Annotated in this window: 13 protein-coding genes; 7 read left to right on the top strand and 6 right to left on the bottom strand. The window is 49.2% G+C overall.

What is annotated here, in order from left to right; genetic code table 11:
• Positions 1 to 75 precede the first annotated feature (75 nt).
• On the top strand, positions 76 to 564 hold the full coding sequence (locus tag RM811_RS13695) for a hypothetical protein (RefSeq protein WP_402525239.1): 489 nt from the start codon (positions 76 to 78) through the stop codon (positions 562 to 564).
• Between the two features lie 198 nt (positions 565 to 762).
• Here the strand turns inward: RM811_RS13695 and RM811_RS13690 are convergent, their stop codons facing one another.
• The 4 genes from RM811_RS13690 to ahcY all read right to left on the bottom strand — a co-directional run bounded on the left by RM811_RS13690 (position 763) and on the right by ahcY (position 5014).
• A complete protein-coding gene (locus RM811_RS13690) occupies positions 763 to 1290 on the bottom strand; it encodes a DUF3332 domain-containing protein (RefSeq protein WP_402525236.1) in 528 nt (175 codons plus the stop codon).
• A 232-nt stretch (positions 1291 to 1522) separates the two neighbouring features.
• Positions 1523 to 2248, bottom strand: coding sequence for a 16S rRNA (uracil(1498)-N(3))-methyltransferase (locus tag RM811_RS13685; RefSeq protein WP_402525233.1), 726 nt, complete (start codon positions 2246 to 2248; stop codon positions 1523 to 1525).
• A 411-nt stretch (positions 2249 to 2659) separates the two neighbouring features.
• On the bottom strand, positions 2660 to 3520 hold the full coding sequence (gene metF / locus RM811_RS13680; protein ID WP_402525230.1) for a methylenetetrahydrofolate reductase [NAD(P)H]: 861 nt from the start codon (positions 3518 to 3520) through the stop codon (positions 2660 to 2662).
• Positions 3521 to 3586: 66 nt separating this feature from the next.
• Positions 3587 to 5014, bottom strand: a complete 1428-nt coding sequence (ahcY, locus tag RM811_RS13675) for an adenosylhomocysteinase (RefSeq protein ID WP_402525227.1) — start codon at positions 5012 to 5014, stop codon at positions 3587 to 3589.
• Between the two features lie 140 nt (positions 5015 to 5154).
• On the opposite strand from ahcY, the gene RM811_RS13670 reads away from it, so the two are divergent.
• A complete protein-coding gene (locus tag RM811_RS13670; protein ID WP_402525224.1) occupies positions 5155 to 6156 on the top strand; it encodes a hypothetical protein in 1002 nt (333 codons plus the stop codon).
• Between the two features lie 56 nt (positions 6157 to 6212).
• On the opposite strand, the gene metK is transcribed toward RM811_RS13670, so the two are convergent.
• Both metK and RM811_RS13660 read right to left on the bottom strand, forming a co-directional pair.
• Positions 6213 to 7376, bottom strand: coding sequence for a methionine adenosyltransferase (gene metK / locus RM811_RS13665; RefSeq protein WP_402525222.1), 1164 nt, complete (start codon positions 7374 to 7376; stop codon positions 6213 to 6215).
• A 93-nt stretch (positions 7377 to 7469) separates the two neighbouring features.
• Complete coding sequence (locus RM811_RS13660) at positions 7470 to 8441, bottom strand: ArsR/SmtB family transcription factor (protein ID WP_402525220.1); 972 nt, start codon at positions 8439 to 8441, stop codon at positions 7470 to 7472.
• A gap of 243 nt (positions 8442 to 8684) precedes the next feature.
• Here RM811_RS13660 and RM811_RS13655 point away from each other — a divergent pair, with 243 nt between their 5' ends.
• The 5 genes from RM811_RS13655 to pgk form a co-directional block, all read left to right on the top strand.
• Positions 8685 to 10121 (top strand): Npt1/Npt2 family nucleotide transporter, encoded by a 1437-nt coding sequence (locus RM811_RS13655; protein WP_402525217.1) that lies wholly within the window; start codon positions 8685 to 8687, stop codon positions 10119 to 10121.
• 179 nt (positions 10122 to 10300) lie between these two features.
• Positions 10301 to 12298 carry a transketolase gene (gene tkt / locus RM811_RS13650; RefSeq protein WP_402525214.1) on the top strand — a complete coding sequence of 666 codons (1998 nt, stop codon included), beginning with the start codon at positions 10301 to 10303 and terminating at the stop codon, positions 12296 to 12298.
• A 434-nt stretch (positions 12299 to 12732) separates the two neighbouring features.
• Positions 12733 to 13974 carry a Bcr/CflA family multidrug efflux MFS transporter gene (locus tag RM811_RS13645; RefSeq protein ID WP_402525211.1) on the top strand — a complete coding sequence of 414 codons (1242 nt, stop codon included), beginning with the start codon at positions 12733 to 12735 and terminating at the stop codon, positions 13972 to 13974.
• Between the two features lie 164 nt (positions 13975 to 14138).
• A complete protein-coding gene (locus RM811_RS13640; RefSeq protein ID WP_402525209.1) occupies positions 14139 to 15188 on the top strand; it encodes a type I glyceraldehyde-3-phosphate dehydrogenase in 1050 nt (349 codons plus the stop codon).
• Positions 15189 to 15469: 281 nt separating this feature from the next.
• Positions 15470 to 16152: phosphoglycerate kinase (gene pgk / locus RM811_RS13635; RefSeq protein WP_402525206.1), on the top strand; the 683-nt coding region annotated here is incomplete at its 3' end.

Raw genomic sequence — 16152 nt, 5'->3', positions numbered from 1 at the left:
AAGCTTTTTTTCTCTGTGTCTCCGTGGTCATTTTCTTTCACGACAAGAGCGTAGCACCCGAATCAAGAGGAAATCATGTCCGGAAGCCGCCAATCCATTTCATCTGTGCTGATACCCATGCAGCAACGCCCATTGCTGATACCATCCGTATGTATTGCAAGCATTCAGGACTACAGCCGTCCGGAAGAAAACTATCCTGAAACTCAGTGGCTGCTGGGCGACCTCCTGTGGCGAGGTATCAAGATCCCGGTTGTTTCATTTGAAAGGATGAATCAGGGACGATTTGCAGAGTTCTCTGCAACTAACCGCCTTGCCATTCTGCGCCGCACCAGCAAGAGCGATAAACTACCTTTCTATGCAATGGTTGTACAAGGGGTCCCACAACCTTTGACCTTGATCCGGGAAGAAGTGAGAAACTCTGCAGAAGAGAAAGGTCCGATGGAAAAGCACAGAATTATTCTGAGGGAGATTCCAGCGTCGATTCCTGACCTGGCACTTCTGGAGCAGAAAATTGACGAGATTGTTTCGAAGAATCAAACTTTGGAAGCGTCTCCCTCTGCATAAAAACTCTGTATTTCTCGTTCCCACACTCTGCGTGGGTGTCGCAAAAGAGAGAATTAACACGCAACCGTCACACCCGCGCAGGCGGGAAAGACGGCAGCAGTATAAATCAGCATTTAAGACCTTTTGCGACAACCTTTCTGTGCGGGAACAAAGCGTCAAAAAAAGGAGCCTAAGCTCCTTTTTTTACAACTGAAATAATTAAGACTGCCTGGAAGCAACGTAATCGTTCAGTTCAGCAACCTGAGCGGTAGCAACAAACTCACCGTCCATGAAGAAGCTCACTGCTTCACCAGACTTTTCACCACGCATGATAGCTTGCTTGCCATCATTGTAAGTCACTTGCATTTCAACAGTGTTCTCATCAACCTGCTTGAAAGAAGTAGAAACCACATCATCCAGAGGTGCCTCGGTCATGGATTTGTCCAGCTTGTTGTTAACCTTGAAGATGGCATCCACAGGCATGTCAACAACCGCTGGAGACTTACCCGTGATCGGGTTAGTGCCAGTCCAGAACTCAATGGTGTTAAAAATGAAAAGGTCAGCCGTCGCGGTCAAACCATAAACCGGGCTGAGCAGCATAAACAGTCCGGCACGGCCGTAACGGTTATCCACCACAGACAGGTTCGTTTTGGTCACCATGGCAGAGGTGCCCATCTGACCCATACAACCGGTCAGTGATGCAGCAAAAACAGCAGCAGCCAGAGCTTTAATCGCTACCTTTTTCATAAACTTCCAACTCCAACAAAAGGGACTTTAAAAAATGACCGCGGATTATAGGGCTTTTATTCAATCTGACCAGCTATTTACTGCTGCCACTTGTACTCATCCCATAAGGAATTGTCCAAAAATAACGGTCACATTTTAACGAACGTTGCCCGTTGCCCGCCGCCCGTTACCCGAAAAAGCCAGAGCTGCTTTTGCGGGCAACGACCTTTTACAAGCCTCGGTAAAAGTCCTGTCAATAATCCCCCCAGAGGTACTGCATCAGTGCAATAGCTACCACGGGTGCAGTCTCGGTACGCAACACCCTGGGCCCCAGAGCCAATGGGTTGAAACGGTGTTTTTCTGCCATCGCAATTTCCTGAGTGGTCAACCCTCCTTCAGGACCGATAAGCAGGGATACAGACTTTGGTAGTTCATAGCCACTGAGTTTTTCACGGGTTCGATGATGAAGTACAAAGTTCAGGTCTGTATTTCGTGTTGATAACCACTCATCTACCCTCACTGGCGTGTGGATAGCAGGCACAATATTTCTGCCGCACTGTTCACAGGCGCTGATGGCAATCTGCTGCCAGTGCTTCACTCTTTTATCCAGCCGTTCAGCATTCAGTTTAACTTCACACCGTTCAGTCCAGAGTGGTGTGATGGAAGTGACTCCAGCTTCCGTAGCTTTTTGAATGGCATAATCCATGCGCTCCCCACGACTCAATGTCTGTCCCAGATCAATAGTTAAAGGAGACTGGACATCTCCCTCGATAAAAGAGTCCAAATAAACGGTGACTGCTTTTTTGCTGACACTTTCTACCGTTCCCTGCCATGCTCCGCCCTGACCATTAAACAGGATCAGCGGCTCATCAGGCTTCATGCGCAGAACACGCCCCACATGATTGGCAGCACTTTCAGAAAGTTCAATAGAACTGTCAGCCTGAAGCGGCTGATCTGAATAAATTCGAGGATTTCTCATGGAGTGATAAAGCTTATGAGGTTGCAATACAGAGGAATTATAAGCGGTAGGCCACCGAAAAGGGCAATAAAAAACCCGAATAACGACGATTACCCGGGTTTGAACTGATCACCTCGCTCCCACGCTCTGCGAGGTTGTCGCAAAAGGCCTTCACTGCCGATTTCTACCACTGCCGTCTTTCCCGCGCAGGAGGGTGTCGCAAAACCCTCCGAACTCGTTCCCATGCTCTGCGTGGGAACGAGACTTCCGGAGGGTCTTGCGACAACCTCGCAGGCGGGAATCCATCTCGAGATTGGGAGCAGTGGATCCCCGCCTGCGCGGGGATGACGGTGTGTGCGGGGATGACGGTGGGTGCGGGTATGACGGCGTGTAGCGGGGATGACGATGGTCTATTTTGAATGGCTTCTTCTCTCAGGAAGCAGAAATGCCAAGATTATCGCAAATCCCCTGACAGGGAGCAGCCTGATTCAGCGTATAGAAATGCAAACCAGACGCCCCTCCTTTCAAAAGCTTCTCACAAAGCTGGGTAATCACCTCTTCACCAAACTTTTTAATACTGGTGATATCATCACCATAAGCTTCCAGCTGTTTACGAACCCATCTTGGAATCTCGGCACCACAGGCATCCGAAAAGCGGGCCAGGCGAGTATAGTTGGTGATCGGCATAATGCCGGGAATTACCGGAATATCAATGCCAAGGGAATGGGTACGTTCAAGAAAATAAAAATAGCTATCGGGATTGAAAAAATACTGGGTAATCGCCGAGTTCGCACCCGCATCCACCTTGCGCCGGAAATTTTCCAAATCCTTTTCCATATTGGGTGCCTGGGGATGCACCTCAGGATAAGCCGCCACCTCAATATGAAAATGATCTCCGGTTTCGGTGCGAATAAACTCGACCAGTTCGTTGCCGTAACGCAGTTCCCCACGATCAAGCCCCATGCCAGAGGGCAGATCGCCTCTCAGGGCAACAATGCGGTTAATACCCTTGCTGCGATAAAAGTCCAGAAGCTCTTTAATCTGCTCCCGGGAGTCGCCAACGCAGGAAAGGTGTGGTGCTGTTGCAATGCGAGTTTGCTTCTGGGTTGAGAGTACAGTTTCAAGGGTTCGATCCCGTGTCGAACCACCCGCACCATAAGTTACGGAGAAAAACTCCGGTTGATACTTTGCCAGGCTGAGCGCATTCAGCTCCAGTTTTTGAGAGCCCTCTGCCGTTTTAGTGGGGAAAAACTCAAAGCTGATGGGGGGATTATTATTTATTGTATTTGCCATGCTATTCACCAACAAAAAGGGAGCGGTGAGCGTGAGGCTGATAAAAAAACATCAGCCTCACAGCCTTTAATATTTGTAATCGTTACTTTTGAACGGCCCGTCAACAGGCACATTGATGTAGTCCGCCTGATCCCGGGTCAATCGGGTAACAACGCCACCAAAGCCTTCCACCATATAGGCAGCCACTTCTTCATCCAGTTTCTTCGGCAACACAGTCACTGTCAGCCTTTCTGCTTTCTGCCCTGCTGGCAGATCAGCAAACCGGGCTCCATAAAGGTGAATCTGAGCCAGCACCTGATTAGCAAAAGAACCATCCATAATACGCGACGGATGACCAGTACCATTGCCAAGGTTAACCAGTCGGCCCTCAGAAAGAAGGATCAGGTGGTCGTTGGATGAAGCGTCTCTGATAATCTTGTGTACCTGAGGCTTAACTTCTTCCCATTCCCAGTTTTCTCGCATGAACTGAGTATCAATTTCAGTATCGAAGTGGCCAATATTACAGACGACACAGGCATTCTTCAGTGCCTTGAGCATGTTGCGATCGCAAACATGGACATTGCCCGTGGTGGTCACCAGCAGGTCAGTGGTCGCCAGAAGCGCCTTATTGACAGAAGCTTCAGTGCCATCATTGATGCCATTGATAAAAGGTGAAACCACTTCAAAGCCATCCATACAGGCCTGCATGGCACAGATCGGATCAACCTCTGTCACCTTAACAATCATGCCTTCCTGACGCAGGGATGCAGCAGAACCTTTGCCTACATCACCATAACCAATGACCAGCGCTTTTTTACCCGCCAGCAAGTGGTCTGTGCCTCGTTTAATAGCATCATTCAAAGAGTGACGGCAGCCATATTTATTATCGTTTTTACTTTTGGTCACCGCGTCATTCACGTTAATGGCGGGTACTTTTAAGGCCCCTTTTTCCAGCATGTCAAGCAGACGATGAACACCGGTGGTGGTTTCTTCAGAGATGCCATGAATGTTATTCAAAAGCTCGGGGTATTTTTCGTGGAGCAGCAGTGTCAGATCACCACCATCATCCAGAATCATATTGGCATTCCATGGATTACCAGAACCATCCAGAATAGTCTGCTCAATACACCACCAGAACTCTTCATCTGTTTCCCCCTTCCAGGCAAAAACAGGAATACCGGCACCGGCAATAGCGGCCGCTGCATGATCCTGGGTCGAGAAAATATTGCAGGAAGACCAGCGTACTTCCGCCCCAAGCTCCACCAGGGTTTCAATCAATACGGCAGTCTGAATGGTCATATGGATACAGCCCATGATTTTCGCCCCCTTCAGAGGCTGCTGATCACGGTATTTAGCGCGGATTGCCATTAATGCGGGCATTTCGCCTTCAGCAATCTGAATCTCACGTCTTCCCCAGTCCGCGAGAGAAATATCAGCCACCCGGTAGTCCTGTACCCCGGTTGACTCCTGAAGGGATCCTTGATGTCCATCAGTTACATCAGGGTTAGCACTCATAAACCGTATCCTGTTCTGCGTATTATCCAAATCAGTGTGAAGTCTAGCAGCGGCAATAACCTATATCAATAAGTTTTGATATAGTATTATTGAACTTTAAAAATCATATTGAGTCTAAGCTTGAAAACTGCAGGTCTCCAATGTCGAATTCTCTTGGAAAAACCACAATCATATTGTCGAATCAACCTCAGCCATACGGTACTTTGAGTAATGAAAATTCAGGTAATTCAACGACGCAAACAGATGCTCGAACGAGCAGTTTCAATGGGCGTAAAGTTGAGAAATCTGACCATGTTTCATTGCTTTTAGATGATAGTCACGATAATCCACTGGTCACCGACTCCGATACACAGCAATGGCTCAAGGTAACCGAATTGAGAGATAATATCACTCAATGCCTGGAGCATACGTTTGATGGCTCTGATAAATCTTTCAAAAGAAAACTAATGCTCAATGGAGCAATAAGGCTAGGGGGTAAAACTGCGGGCCGAAATGCCGCGGTTGTTGCTGTTGGTACTGGTGTTGTTTTTGGTTGTGCGGTAGGCAGTGCCGGCACTGTATTACTCCCTGTTGTAGCTGCAGCTGGAATGATTGCTTTAGTGGCCGTAGCTACGGGAAGCTCAGCCCACATTGCCAGGCTAGGTGGGATTCGGCAAAGCCATAAATATTTCATCCATGAGAAAAAATGGTTCAAATATTTTGTAGATAAAGATCATATGAAACTGTTCTTGAAAGAGAAGCCGGAAAAAAAAGATATCAAGGCCCTGGAAGAGCTGGTGACTAACATTAATGACAGACTTTCCGATCAATTCGAAGAAACCTTTGAATCAGTCAATCAGGCACTGAAAAGGAAAAAGGACCCTCGCTGTTTAAAACAGGAGCTTAGATTTGCTCCCGATATTTTAAATATCTTTCTGGAACTGGCTAAAAATCGGTACACCGCTCGCCAGACCACCAATACAGAAGCCCCCCATGAACATGAAAATCCGGGTAATTCCAGTAATGAAATTCTTGATACCAGACTGACATACGCCACAGAGCCGGAGTCCCAAAACCCAAAGAATGGGAATACAACGTGGAGTTTTAACCCGCTGACGAAGACTAAAGGTATCAACAATCCGGCATTTATCGATGACACTTAATCAGCAGTGCAAAAAGGAACGAGAGCAGCCTTTCAACTGCCCACAATCAGGAAAGATTAAAGACCAGCAGCCTTGCGAAGCAGTTCGGCTTTATCCGTACGCTCCCAGGTAAACTCTGCCTCTTCACGACCAAAATGACCATAAGCGGCAGTGGCCTGATAGATTGGACGTTTAAGATCCAGCATTTTCACCAGACCACCGGCACGCAGGTCAAAGTATTCACGAACCAGTTCAGCGATCCGGTCATCAGAGATTGTGCCAGTACCAAAGGTATTGATAGCAATAGAAGTCGGTTCAGAAACACCAATGGCGTAAGAAATCTGAATTTCACAACGATCAGCCAGACCTGCAGCAACAATATTTTTGGCCACATAACGCCCGGCATAGGCTGCAGAACGGTCAACTTTTGATGGATCTTTTCCGGAGAAGGCACCACCACCGTGACGGGCCATACCACCATAGGTATCAACAATAATCTTGCGCCCGGTCAGGCCACAGTCGCCAACAGGACCGCCAATGACAAAGATACCGGTTGAATTGATATGGTATTTAGTCCCTTGATGGAGCCAGCTTTCCGGGAATACCGGTTTGATAATCTGCTCCAGCACTTCATGGCGAAGCTCTTCCAGAGAGACATCCGGAGAGTGCTGGGTAGAGAGGACCACTGCCTCAACACTCTGAACCTTACCATTGCTGTCATAGCGCAGGGTAACCTGGCTTTTGGCATCCGGACGCAACCAGGGCAGCACACCATTCTTGCGCAGCTGTGCCTGACGCTTAACCAGCTCATGGGCGTAATAAATGGGTGCAGGCATCAGCACAGCCGTTTCATTGGTGGCGTAACCAAACATCAGCCCCTGATCACCAGCCCCCTGCTCACGCTCATCAGTCTCATCAACACCCACGGCAATATCCGGTGACTGTTTACCGATGGCATTCAGAACAGCAACACATTCACCATCAAAACCGAGATCACCGTGATTATAACCAATGCCAGTAACCACACGGCGAACCAGCTCTTCGATATCAACATAAGTTGATGTTCGCACTTCACCGGCAACCACCACCATGCCTGTTTTAACCATGGTTTCAACGGCAACACGGGCATCCGGGTCATCCTTGATAATGGCATCAAGAATCGCGTCAGAAATCTGGTCAGCAATTTTGTCTGGATGTCCTTCCGATACAGACTCCGATGTAAATAGTGAATATTCAGACATAGCCGTATAAACCTCTTAGAAAATTGACACCGCACTCTTATAAACAAAAAAACTGTGTACGAAGTGCAGCAAAGATCCAGACTATTCAGTCATTCAGTCAGGAAGAAAAAAACGCCTGACCTGGATCTGGAAACCATTACGTAATCCCAGGTACTGGGATTCACCATTGACCAGTCCGGCTTTATCAGCCCACTGCGTCAGCTCTTCGGCAGTGAAGCCCAGCCAAAGGTCACCGCAGGACTCTCTCACCCAGTCCTGATCATGATGACTCAGCTCACTGATAAACAGGCTACCGCCAGGTTTCAGCAGTATTGAAGAACAGTGGAAAATATCGACAGGACTGGGTACGTGGTGCAGGACCATATTGGCAACAATACAGTCAAATTCACCGGACATTGCACTCAGGGACTGAATTTCGCCGTGAGTAAACGTAATATTATCCAGCCCTTGCTGATCAGCTCGTTCACGGGAATAACCCAGCATTTTTTCTGAGTTGTCCACCGCATAAACCGACTGAAAAACCAGAGAGAGCGCTTCAAGAAAGTCCCCCTCTCCCGGCCCAAGTTCAAGCGCAAGACCTGACTCAGGAAATGTCGTCGCCGCAATAAGGTCTGAAACCGTTCCGGCATAAAGCTGGTGCTCGGCTATCAACTCCTGGTGCTGGCGAAACTCGTCAGCATTTCGGGCAAAAAAAGCCTGAGAGAGTTCTGACCGTTGCTGGCGAATCATTTGTAACCGTTCAGCCAGCCCATCGGGAAGTGGCAATAAATCCACCGCCTGAAACACTGAACGAACGATCCATTCCAGCCCTTCAACATCGCCACCAGCAGGTGGCAGGGCACGACGGTAGAACACCGTATTGCCTTCCTTACGGGTTAAAACCAGACCCGCCTGAGATAAAACCTTCAGATGGTGACTCATCGCTGGCTGGCGCATTTGAAATACAGCGCTCAATTCCAGCACACCAAGGGACTCTGTACTTAAGACCCGGAGGATCTGTAACCTCAGAACATCACCACTGGCTTTAGTCACCATCGCCAGTTGGTCGAAAGCATCAATCAGCACAAGTCATCCTTTCCGTCATTTTGCGCAGTAAATCATTGATTTATTTACCCGGTATTCTGGTCATAAAGTGTAGCAAGCCACCAAACCTATATCAAAATATTTTTATATACAATCAATAGACACAAGAAACCCATTCTCTGCACTATATTTATGCAGCACTCTCAGGCCTATAACGTAACCGTAACCGTAACCGTAACCTGCCCGAAATGGAGATTTAGTGGGAGGAAGGAAAGTACGCTGCCTATGACTAAAACGTTTTCCAGGGATATTGCTGGCAATTCAAATTCAATGCTTTATCTGCAAATTGCCATGATGTCCTGTTGTATTTTTAACTTTGACATACTCTGGAATCTGAAAGAGTCTTTGTTGATTACCCGCCTTGGTGTAGAAGCCATTCCGTTTATTAAGCTGACGGTGGTTATGCCTGTCGCTTTTGTCTTTTTAATCGCTTACAGCTTTCTTGCCAACCGACTCAGCAAAAGAACCCTCTTTATTGTCGTATTAACCCCTTTTCTGATTTGGATGCCTCTGTTTTCCATGGTTATTTATCCAAATCTTGACTCATTTGCCCCCAGAGCTTTGATTGACCAACTCTCGCCACATATTCCGGAGCACCTTCAGTTTATTGCTGGCCTGCTCTACTACTGGCCACTCGCGATTTTTTTTGCATTAGCTGAACTTTGGGGATCAGCGGTAATCTGCATCCTTTTCTGGACGGCCGTTAATGATTTTCATGATACTCAAAGCGCTACCCGACAATACCCACTGATCACCATGATCGGCAGTAGCGCATCCATTATTTCAGGCCCTTTGCTCTATTTCTGTGTTTCCAGAGCCGTAGCTACTCCGGGCTCCGGATGGCAGGAAAGCCTGGAAACACTGTCATTTCTGTTCGTGATCTTTGGCCTGCTGATTCTGTTACTCAACGAATACGGTTATCGATTAACCCCGGAAAAAATCACAGAATCCCCTGACCAAAATCAGACCACCACTAATCTGCCACTCATAGCCAGCGCCCGATATCTTTTTCGATGCCCCTACCTTGCCAGTATCGCCCTGGTGATGCTGGCCTACTGCGTGGCCATTAACATGGTGGAACTGGCATGGAAAAGCCAGCTGGTTCAACAATACCCCAATGAAGCGGATTACTCGATGTTCATGGGGAAGGTGGCGCTGATTAATGGCGTCTGCAGCCTGCTATGCGGGCTGCTAACGCCAACGCTGCTGAGAATCAGCTGGTGGGCCGCAGCCTTCGCTACACCAATTATCCTTACCGCAACCGCTCTCCCCTTTTTTCTTGTGGCTATGATTCAAAAAACCCAAATCAACGTGATGGGCCTGGGCTGCTTTGATCTCCCCATGATCGGCATACAGATTGGCATGTACTGTCATGCCCTGGGGAAGTCGGCAAAACACACGCTCTTTGATGCCACCAAGGAGATGACCTTTATCCCTCTGGATGCCGAGCGAAAATACAAAGGGAAGGCCGCTATTGAACTGGTGGTCAGCCGTGTTGGAAAATCCGGCAGCTCATTCTTTCAGCAGATTCTAATCGCAATCTTTGGCTCTCTCGCCCTTGCCATGTCCTGGTTAGCGGGTGCTTTTGTGCTGGCAATAGCGCTATGGCTGCTCGCCATTAAAAAGCTTGGCAGACATTACCATGCTAAAACCAACCGTTAAGACCGCTCCCCGTTTCCCGCTTCCCGAAAAAGAAAAAAGCGAAGCCGCTCCCGCTTTTACGGGCAACGGGCGGCGGGTAACGGGCAACGGATAGAGGATAGTGTTTTAAGTTTGTGCGTGAAGGCTTTAAAATAGCGCCCGAATTCAAACAGACTGGATCCTCAGGAGCACAATTCCCCATGTCCTCACGTCGTGAGCTTGCCAATGCCATCCGCGCCCTTAGCATGGACGCCGTACAGAAAGCCAAATCCGGTCACCCCGGCGCCCCCATGGGTATGGCAGATATTGCTGAAGTACTGTGGCGTGACTACCTGAACCACAACCCGGCCAATCCGGCATGGGCTGATCGTGACCGCTTTGTTCTGTCCAATGGCCACGGCTCCATGCTGCTGTACTCCCTGCTGCACCTCACCGGGTATGGCCTGGACATTGAAGACCTGAAAAACTTCCGCCAACTGCACTCAAAAACCGCGGGCCATCCGGAATACGGTTATGCGCCAGGTATTGAAACCACTACCGGCCCCCTGGGTCAGGGTCTGGCCAATGCCGTTGGTATGGCCATCGCTGAAAAAGCACTGGCTGCCCAGTTCAACAAGCCGGGACACGACATCGTCGACCACCACACCTATACGTTCATGGGTGATGGCTGCATGATGGAAGGTATTTCCCACGAAGTTTGTTCCCTGGCCGGTACCCTGGGTCTGGGCAAACTGGTGGCTTTCTATGATGACAACGGCATCTCCATTGATGGTGAAGTGGAAGGCTGGTTTACCGACGATACCGTTAAGCGCTTCGAAGCGTACAACTGGCATGTTATTCCTGCGGTTGATGGCCACGATGCAGAAGCCATCAAAGCAGCCATTGAGATGGCTCGTACAGAAAAAGACAAGCCCACCCTGATCTGCTGCAAAACTATTATCGGCTTTGGCTCACCCAATAAAGGAGGTAAGGAAGACTGTCACGGCGCGCCACTGGGTGATGACGAAATCAAACTGACCCGTGAGCGTCTGGGCTGGCATCACGCACCGTTTGAAGTGCCTGCAGAGATTTACAACCAGTGGAATGCCAAAGAAGCCGGCACCGCCAAAGAAACTTCCTGGAATGATAAGTTTGCAGCGTATCAGGCTGAATATCCGGAACTGGCCGCTGAATTCACTCGTCGTGAGACCGGTGAACTCCCTGCTGACTTCGCAGAAAAATCCGCGGCTTATATCAAATCCTGCCAGCAGGAAGGTGCAAAAATCGCTAGCCGTAAAGCCTCTCAAAATACCTTGAATGCCTATGGCCCAATGCTGCCTGAACTGCTGGGGGGCTCAGCAGACCTGGCCGGTTCCAACCTGACCATCTGGAGTGGCTCCAAAGGCATCAAGCGTGAAGACGCCAACGGCAACTACCTGTTCTACGGTGTTCGTGAATTCGGCATGACCGCCATGATGAACGGGATTGCCCTGCACGGTGGGTTTATTCCCTACGGCGCCACCTTCCTGGTGTTCATGGAATACGCCTGTAATGCGGTGCGCATGGCCGCCCTGATGAAGCAGCGTTCTATTATGGTTTACACCCACGACTCCATCGGACTGGGTGAAGACGGTCCAACCCACCAGCCTATTGAGCAAATTGCCAGCCTGCGCATGACACCGAACATGAATGCCTGGCGCCCATGCGATACCGTTGAATCGGCCGTCGCCTGGAAACATGCCATTGAACGCATGGATGGCCCAAGTGCCCTGATCTTCTCTCGTCAGGGTCTGCCATGTATGGCAAGAACCGATGTTCAGCTGGCTCAGGTTGAACAGGGTGGATATGTCCTGAAAGACTGTGAAGGCACACCGGAACTGATTCTGATTGCCACCGGTTCAGAAGTTGAGCTGGCCATGAATGCAGAAGCAGTGCTCTCCGGGCAGGGACGCAAAGTGCGCGTTGTCTCCATGCCATCTACTGATGTATTTGATGCACAGGATGCCGAGTACAAACAGTCTGTTCTTCCTCTGGAAGTACCCTCCCGTATTGCTATTGAGGCCGCTGCTGCTGACTTCTGGTACAAGTATGTGGGCCTGGACGGTCGTATTATCGGCATGACCACTTACGGTGAATCGGCACCTGCAGGAGACCTGTTCCCGTACTTTGGCTTTACTGTTGAGAACATCGTCGCAGCCGCAGAAGACCTGCTGGACTAAAACGACAGATCAGCCAACAAAACCTTCCAATCTATAAAACGGCAGAAGACAAACGTCTTCTGCCGTTTTCTTTTCCCTGCCTGTAATCCCTGCGAACGTGATTAAGCATTCCTTCGGTGTAAATTCTTGGTAAGTACTATTGGTACAAGTGTACTCATCTATTTATTGCTAATGGCTTTTATGAAAGAATTATTTATAGCCGTATAAACTAACAATCGATGTAGTCACCTTTACCAGCCTCCTTTCAAGCTTTAGAGCTGGCGAGCACAATCTTCTCCATACCGGAATATAAACCCATTGTCGTATGTGCTTTGGGACACTACAACGATTCGGCTCTTGATCCACAAATTTTTATAGATACGCAGTCACTGCTGAAATCAATCCTTTTCAATAACAGGAAGGCTGATGGCTGCCAGATAACACGGGCCGAAAAAATGACCACTTCAACCGGCACTTCAACCCGAAGTGTTATGGATAAAAGAGAGCGTCTGCTCCTGATACTGACCCTGGGAGCACTAACCGCTCTCGGGCCGCTGGCGATTGACCTCTATTTGCCAGCAATGCCAGCTATAGCCAGCAGCATGGGTGAACCACTGAGCCGCATACAATACACATTAAGTGCTTATACCCTTGGCTTCGCCATTAGCCAGCTAGTCTACGGTCCCTTATCAGACAGATTTGGTCGTTTAACCGTGATGTTTCCAGGCATTATCTTCTTTGCCCTGACCAGCCTGCTGGCGGCATTTTGCACGACAGCGACCCAGTTAATTATTGTTCGTGTTCTGCAGTCATTTTCGGCGGCGGCCATTATGGTGACTATCCCGGCAATGATCCGGGATCTGTTTCCAATAGAACAGGTGGCCAGGGCATTATCATCCATCATACTGGTAATGACCGTTGCACCACTGGCAGCACCCCTGCTGGGTGGTCAGATACTGAAATTTTACGGCTGGCAAAGTCTGTTTATCTTTCTGGCCGTTGCCGCTGTGCTGTCGATGATTCTGGCATTTTTCCGGGTAAAAGAGACATTAGCAGATGAAGACCGTCTCGTTATTCCGCCAGTACAACTCGCCTTAAACTACGCCAATATCTTGAGAAACCGTGAAGCCCTTGGCTGCATTCTCTGCCATGCCTTTTTCTTCGGCGGCATGTTTGCCTTTATTGCCGGTTCACCTTTTATTTATATTGAACTTTTCAACATTCCTGTCGAACAATACGGCCTGTTGTTTGCCGTCAATATTCTGGCCATGAGCATGACCAACATGGTCAACATCCGACTGATTGGACAGTTCCCGCTCTTTACGATTTTACGGGGCGGGAGCCTGATTGCTGCGGTTTCGGCGCTGATACTGCTCTTTAATGCTGTCACCGGTTTCGGCGGACTGCCAGGGTTGATGATTCCCGTCGCCTGTTACATCGCCTGCATTGGTTTCACCGGCCCTAACTCCAATGCCCTGGCATTGTCTCACTTTCCAAAATCTGCTGGCTCTGCCAATGCGTTAGCGGGCGCGCTGCGATTCACGATTGCCGGTATCACCTCTGCACTGGTGGGCTATCTTCACGATGGTACAGCCATCCCCATGGCAGCGATTATGGCAGGCTGCGGACTGCTGTCAGTGGCAGCTCTGGCGTTAACAAGAAGTTCTGGCGAGATTGAGGAGCCTGCGGTTATCTAAATATCGTAGTCCGTTGTCCATTGTCCGTTGTCCGCAAAAGCGCAAGCAGGCCCGGCTTTTTCGGACTACGGACATCGGACATCGGACATCGAGAATCAGGCAACGCTCATAACGTTTTGGTATTATAATCCACCCATTGAAACTCGAGCTGGACAAAATAAACCATGACATACAGGGTGGCCATCAACGGTTATGGGCGAATCGGCCAGTGTATACTGCGTGCACTTTACGAAAACGGCTATCGTCACAATGCTCCTTATGGGAATCTTCACGGAATAGAAGTGGTCGCCATTAATGAGCTTGCCAGTATTGAAACCCTGGCTTACCTGACTCGCTATGACACCACCCATGGTCGATTTCCGGGTCAGGTCACTGCCGATGATACACACCTCTTTATCGGCGATGACCGCATTCGGATTTTCAATGAACCTTATCCCCACAAGCTCAACTGGAAAGACCTTAACATTGATCTGTTACTGGAGTGTTCAGGCTCATTTAATGATCGGGCAACGGCAGAGATCCATATTGAAATGGGCGCTTCCCGCCTGCTGTTTTCCCAACCCGCCAAACCCGATGTAGATGCCACCATCGTCTATGGCATCAATGAAGAGCAGTTAAGCCCTGAGCACCGTATTGTGTCCAGTGCATCCTGTACCACCAACTGCATTGTACCTGTGCTCAAAACACTGAATGAAACGTTGGGTATTGAGTATGGCTCCATGACCACAATTCATTCAGCCATGAATGATCAGCCAGTCATTGACGCCTATCACCAGAATAATCTTCGCCTCACCCGCAGTGCCCTGCACTCCATAATCCCGGTGGATACCGGTCTTGCCAAAGGCATTAACCGGTTACTCCCGGAACTTAAAGATCGATTTAAAACCAGTGCCGTTCGTGTACCAACCATTAATGTTTCCTGCATTGATCTTACCGTTCAGGTCAGCAGGGAAACCTCTGAAGCGGAGGTTAACCGCATTCTTGAGCAGGCAACCTATGGTCGACTGGAAGGCATTCTGGGGTTTACCAATGAGCCCCACGCCTCTGTAGATTTCAACCACGATAGTCGTTCATGCATCGTTGATGGAACTCAAACTCAGGTTTCTGCCCATCGGCTGGTCAGGCTGCTATGCTGGTTTGACAATGAGTGGGGATTTGCCAATCGGATGCTCGATGTTGCTGGTCACTGGTTAAAATCAACTGTGGATAAATAATCCACAGCGACTTATTTCAGCGACACCGTTAACGTTTTCAAATACCATTCACCAGCAAGCACCAGAAAATCTGTAACCCTTCGAAAACCCTTGAAACACCACTTGATTCAAGTCATTAGTGCGTATCAATGAATACCTGAAGCGCAATTTATATGCTATCGTCCCGACGTTTTTTCGCCATTCCGAAGTTATCCCCGGCCGTTTTTTACCGGATATGCATTAATAAACAATGCTGCCATGGGTAAAAAACCAGCCATGAGTGAATATCAAGAGGGCTCTCCATGAACGTTTTAAAAATGACCGAGCTGGATCTGGCAGGCAAACGCGTACTGATCCGCGAAGACCTCAATGTTCCGGTAAAAAACGGTAAAGTCACCAGTGACGCCCGTATTCTGGCTTCCCTGCCAACCATCAAACTGGCGCTGGAATCCGGTGCTCATGTCATGGTCACCTCTCACCTGGGTCGCCCTGTGGAAGGTGAGTACGAAGAACAGTTCTCCCTGAAGCCAGTAGCTGACTACATTGCCGAATTGCTGGGCAAAGAAGTTCGTCTGGTGAAGGACTGGGTCGACAGTGGTTTTGAGGTGGCTGCCGGTGAACTGGTCATTCTGGAAAACTGTCGCTTCAATGTCGGTGAGAAAAAAGACGACGAAGGGCTGTCCCGTAAAATGGCTGCCCTGTGTGATATCTATGTTATGGACGCCTTTGGTACCGCACACCGTGCCCAGGCTTCTACACACGGTGTTGGCAAGTTTGCTGCTATTGCCTGTGCCGGCCCACTGCTGGCTGCTGAGCTGGAAGTACTCGGCCAGGCCATGGATAAGCCTCAGCGCCCAATGACAGCTGTCGTCGGTGGTTCCAAGGTCTCCTCAAAACTGACCGTTCTGGAATCCCTGTCAAGCGTTTGTGACCAGCTGATCGTGGGTGGCGGTATCGCCAATACCTTCCTGGCAGCGGCCGGTAG

The organism is Endozoicomonas sp. (assembly GCF_031844845.1).
Lineage (GTDB): Bacteria > Pseudomonadota > Gammaproteobacteria > Pseudomonadales > Endozoicomonadaceae > Endozoicomonas.
The sequence above is the reverse complement of the archived record's forward strand: the minus strand, read 5'-3'. Positions and strand labels throughout refer to the sequence as shown.

Excerpts from the sequence above, each read along its gene's own strand:
- RM811_RS13695 (WP_402525239.1), top strand. The coding sequence starts at position 76 with ATGTCCGGAAGCCGCCAATCCATTTCATCTGTGCTGATACCCATGCAG.
- RM811_RS13690 (WP_402525236.1), bottom strand. The coding sequence starts at position 1,290 with ATGAAAAAGGTAGCGATTAAAGCTCTGGCTGCTGCTGTTTTTGCTGCA.
- RM811_RS13685 (WP_402525233.1), bottom strand. The coding sequence starts at position 2,248 with ATGAGAAATCCTCGAATTTATTCAGATCAGCCGCTTCAGGCTGACAGT.
- metF (WP_402525230.1), bottom strand. The coding sequence starts at position 3,520 with ATGGCAAATACAATAAATAATAATCCCCCCATCAGCTTTGAGTTTTTC.
- ahcY (WP_402525227.1), bottom strand. The coding sequence starts at position 5,014 with ATGAGTGCTAACCCTGATGTAACTGATGGACATCAAGGATCCCTTCAG.
- RM811_RS13670 (WP_402525224.1), top strand. The coding sequence starts at position 5,155 with ATGTCGAATTCTCTTGGAAAAACCACAATCATATTGTCGAATCAACCT.
- metK (WP_402525222.1), bottom strand. The coding sequence starts at position 7,376 with ATGTCTGAATATTCACTATTTACATCGGAGTCTGTATCGGAAGGACAT.
- RM811_RS13655 (WP_402525217.1), top strand. The coding sequence starts at position 8,685 with ATGACTAAAACGTTTTCCAGGGATATTGCTGGCAATTCAAATTCAATG.
- tkt (WP_402525214.1), top strand. The coding sequence starts at position 10,301 with ATGTCCTCACGTCGTGAGCTTGCCAATGCCATCCGCGCCCTTAGCATG.
- RM811_RS13645 (WP_402525211.1), top strand. The coding sequence starts at position 12,733 with ATGACCACTTCAACCGGCACTTCAACCCGAAGTGTTATGGATAAAAGA.
- RM811_RS13640 (WP_402525209.1), top strand. The coding sequence starts at position 14,139 with ATGACATACAGGGTGGCCATCAACGGTTATGGGCGAATCGGCCAGTGT.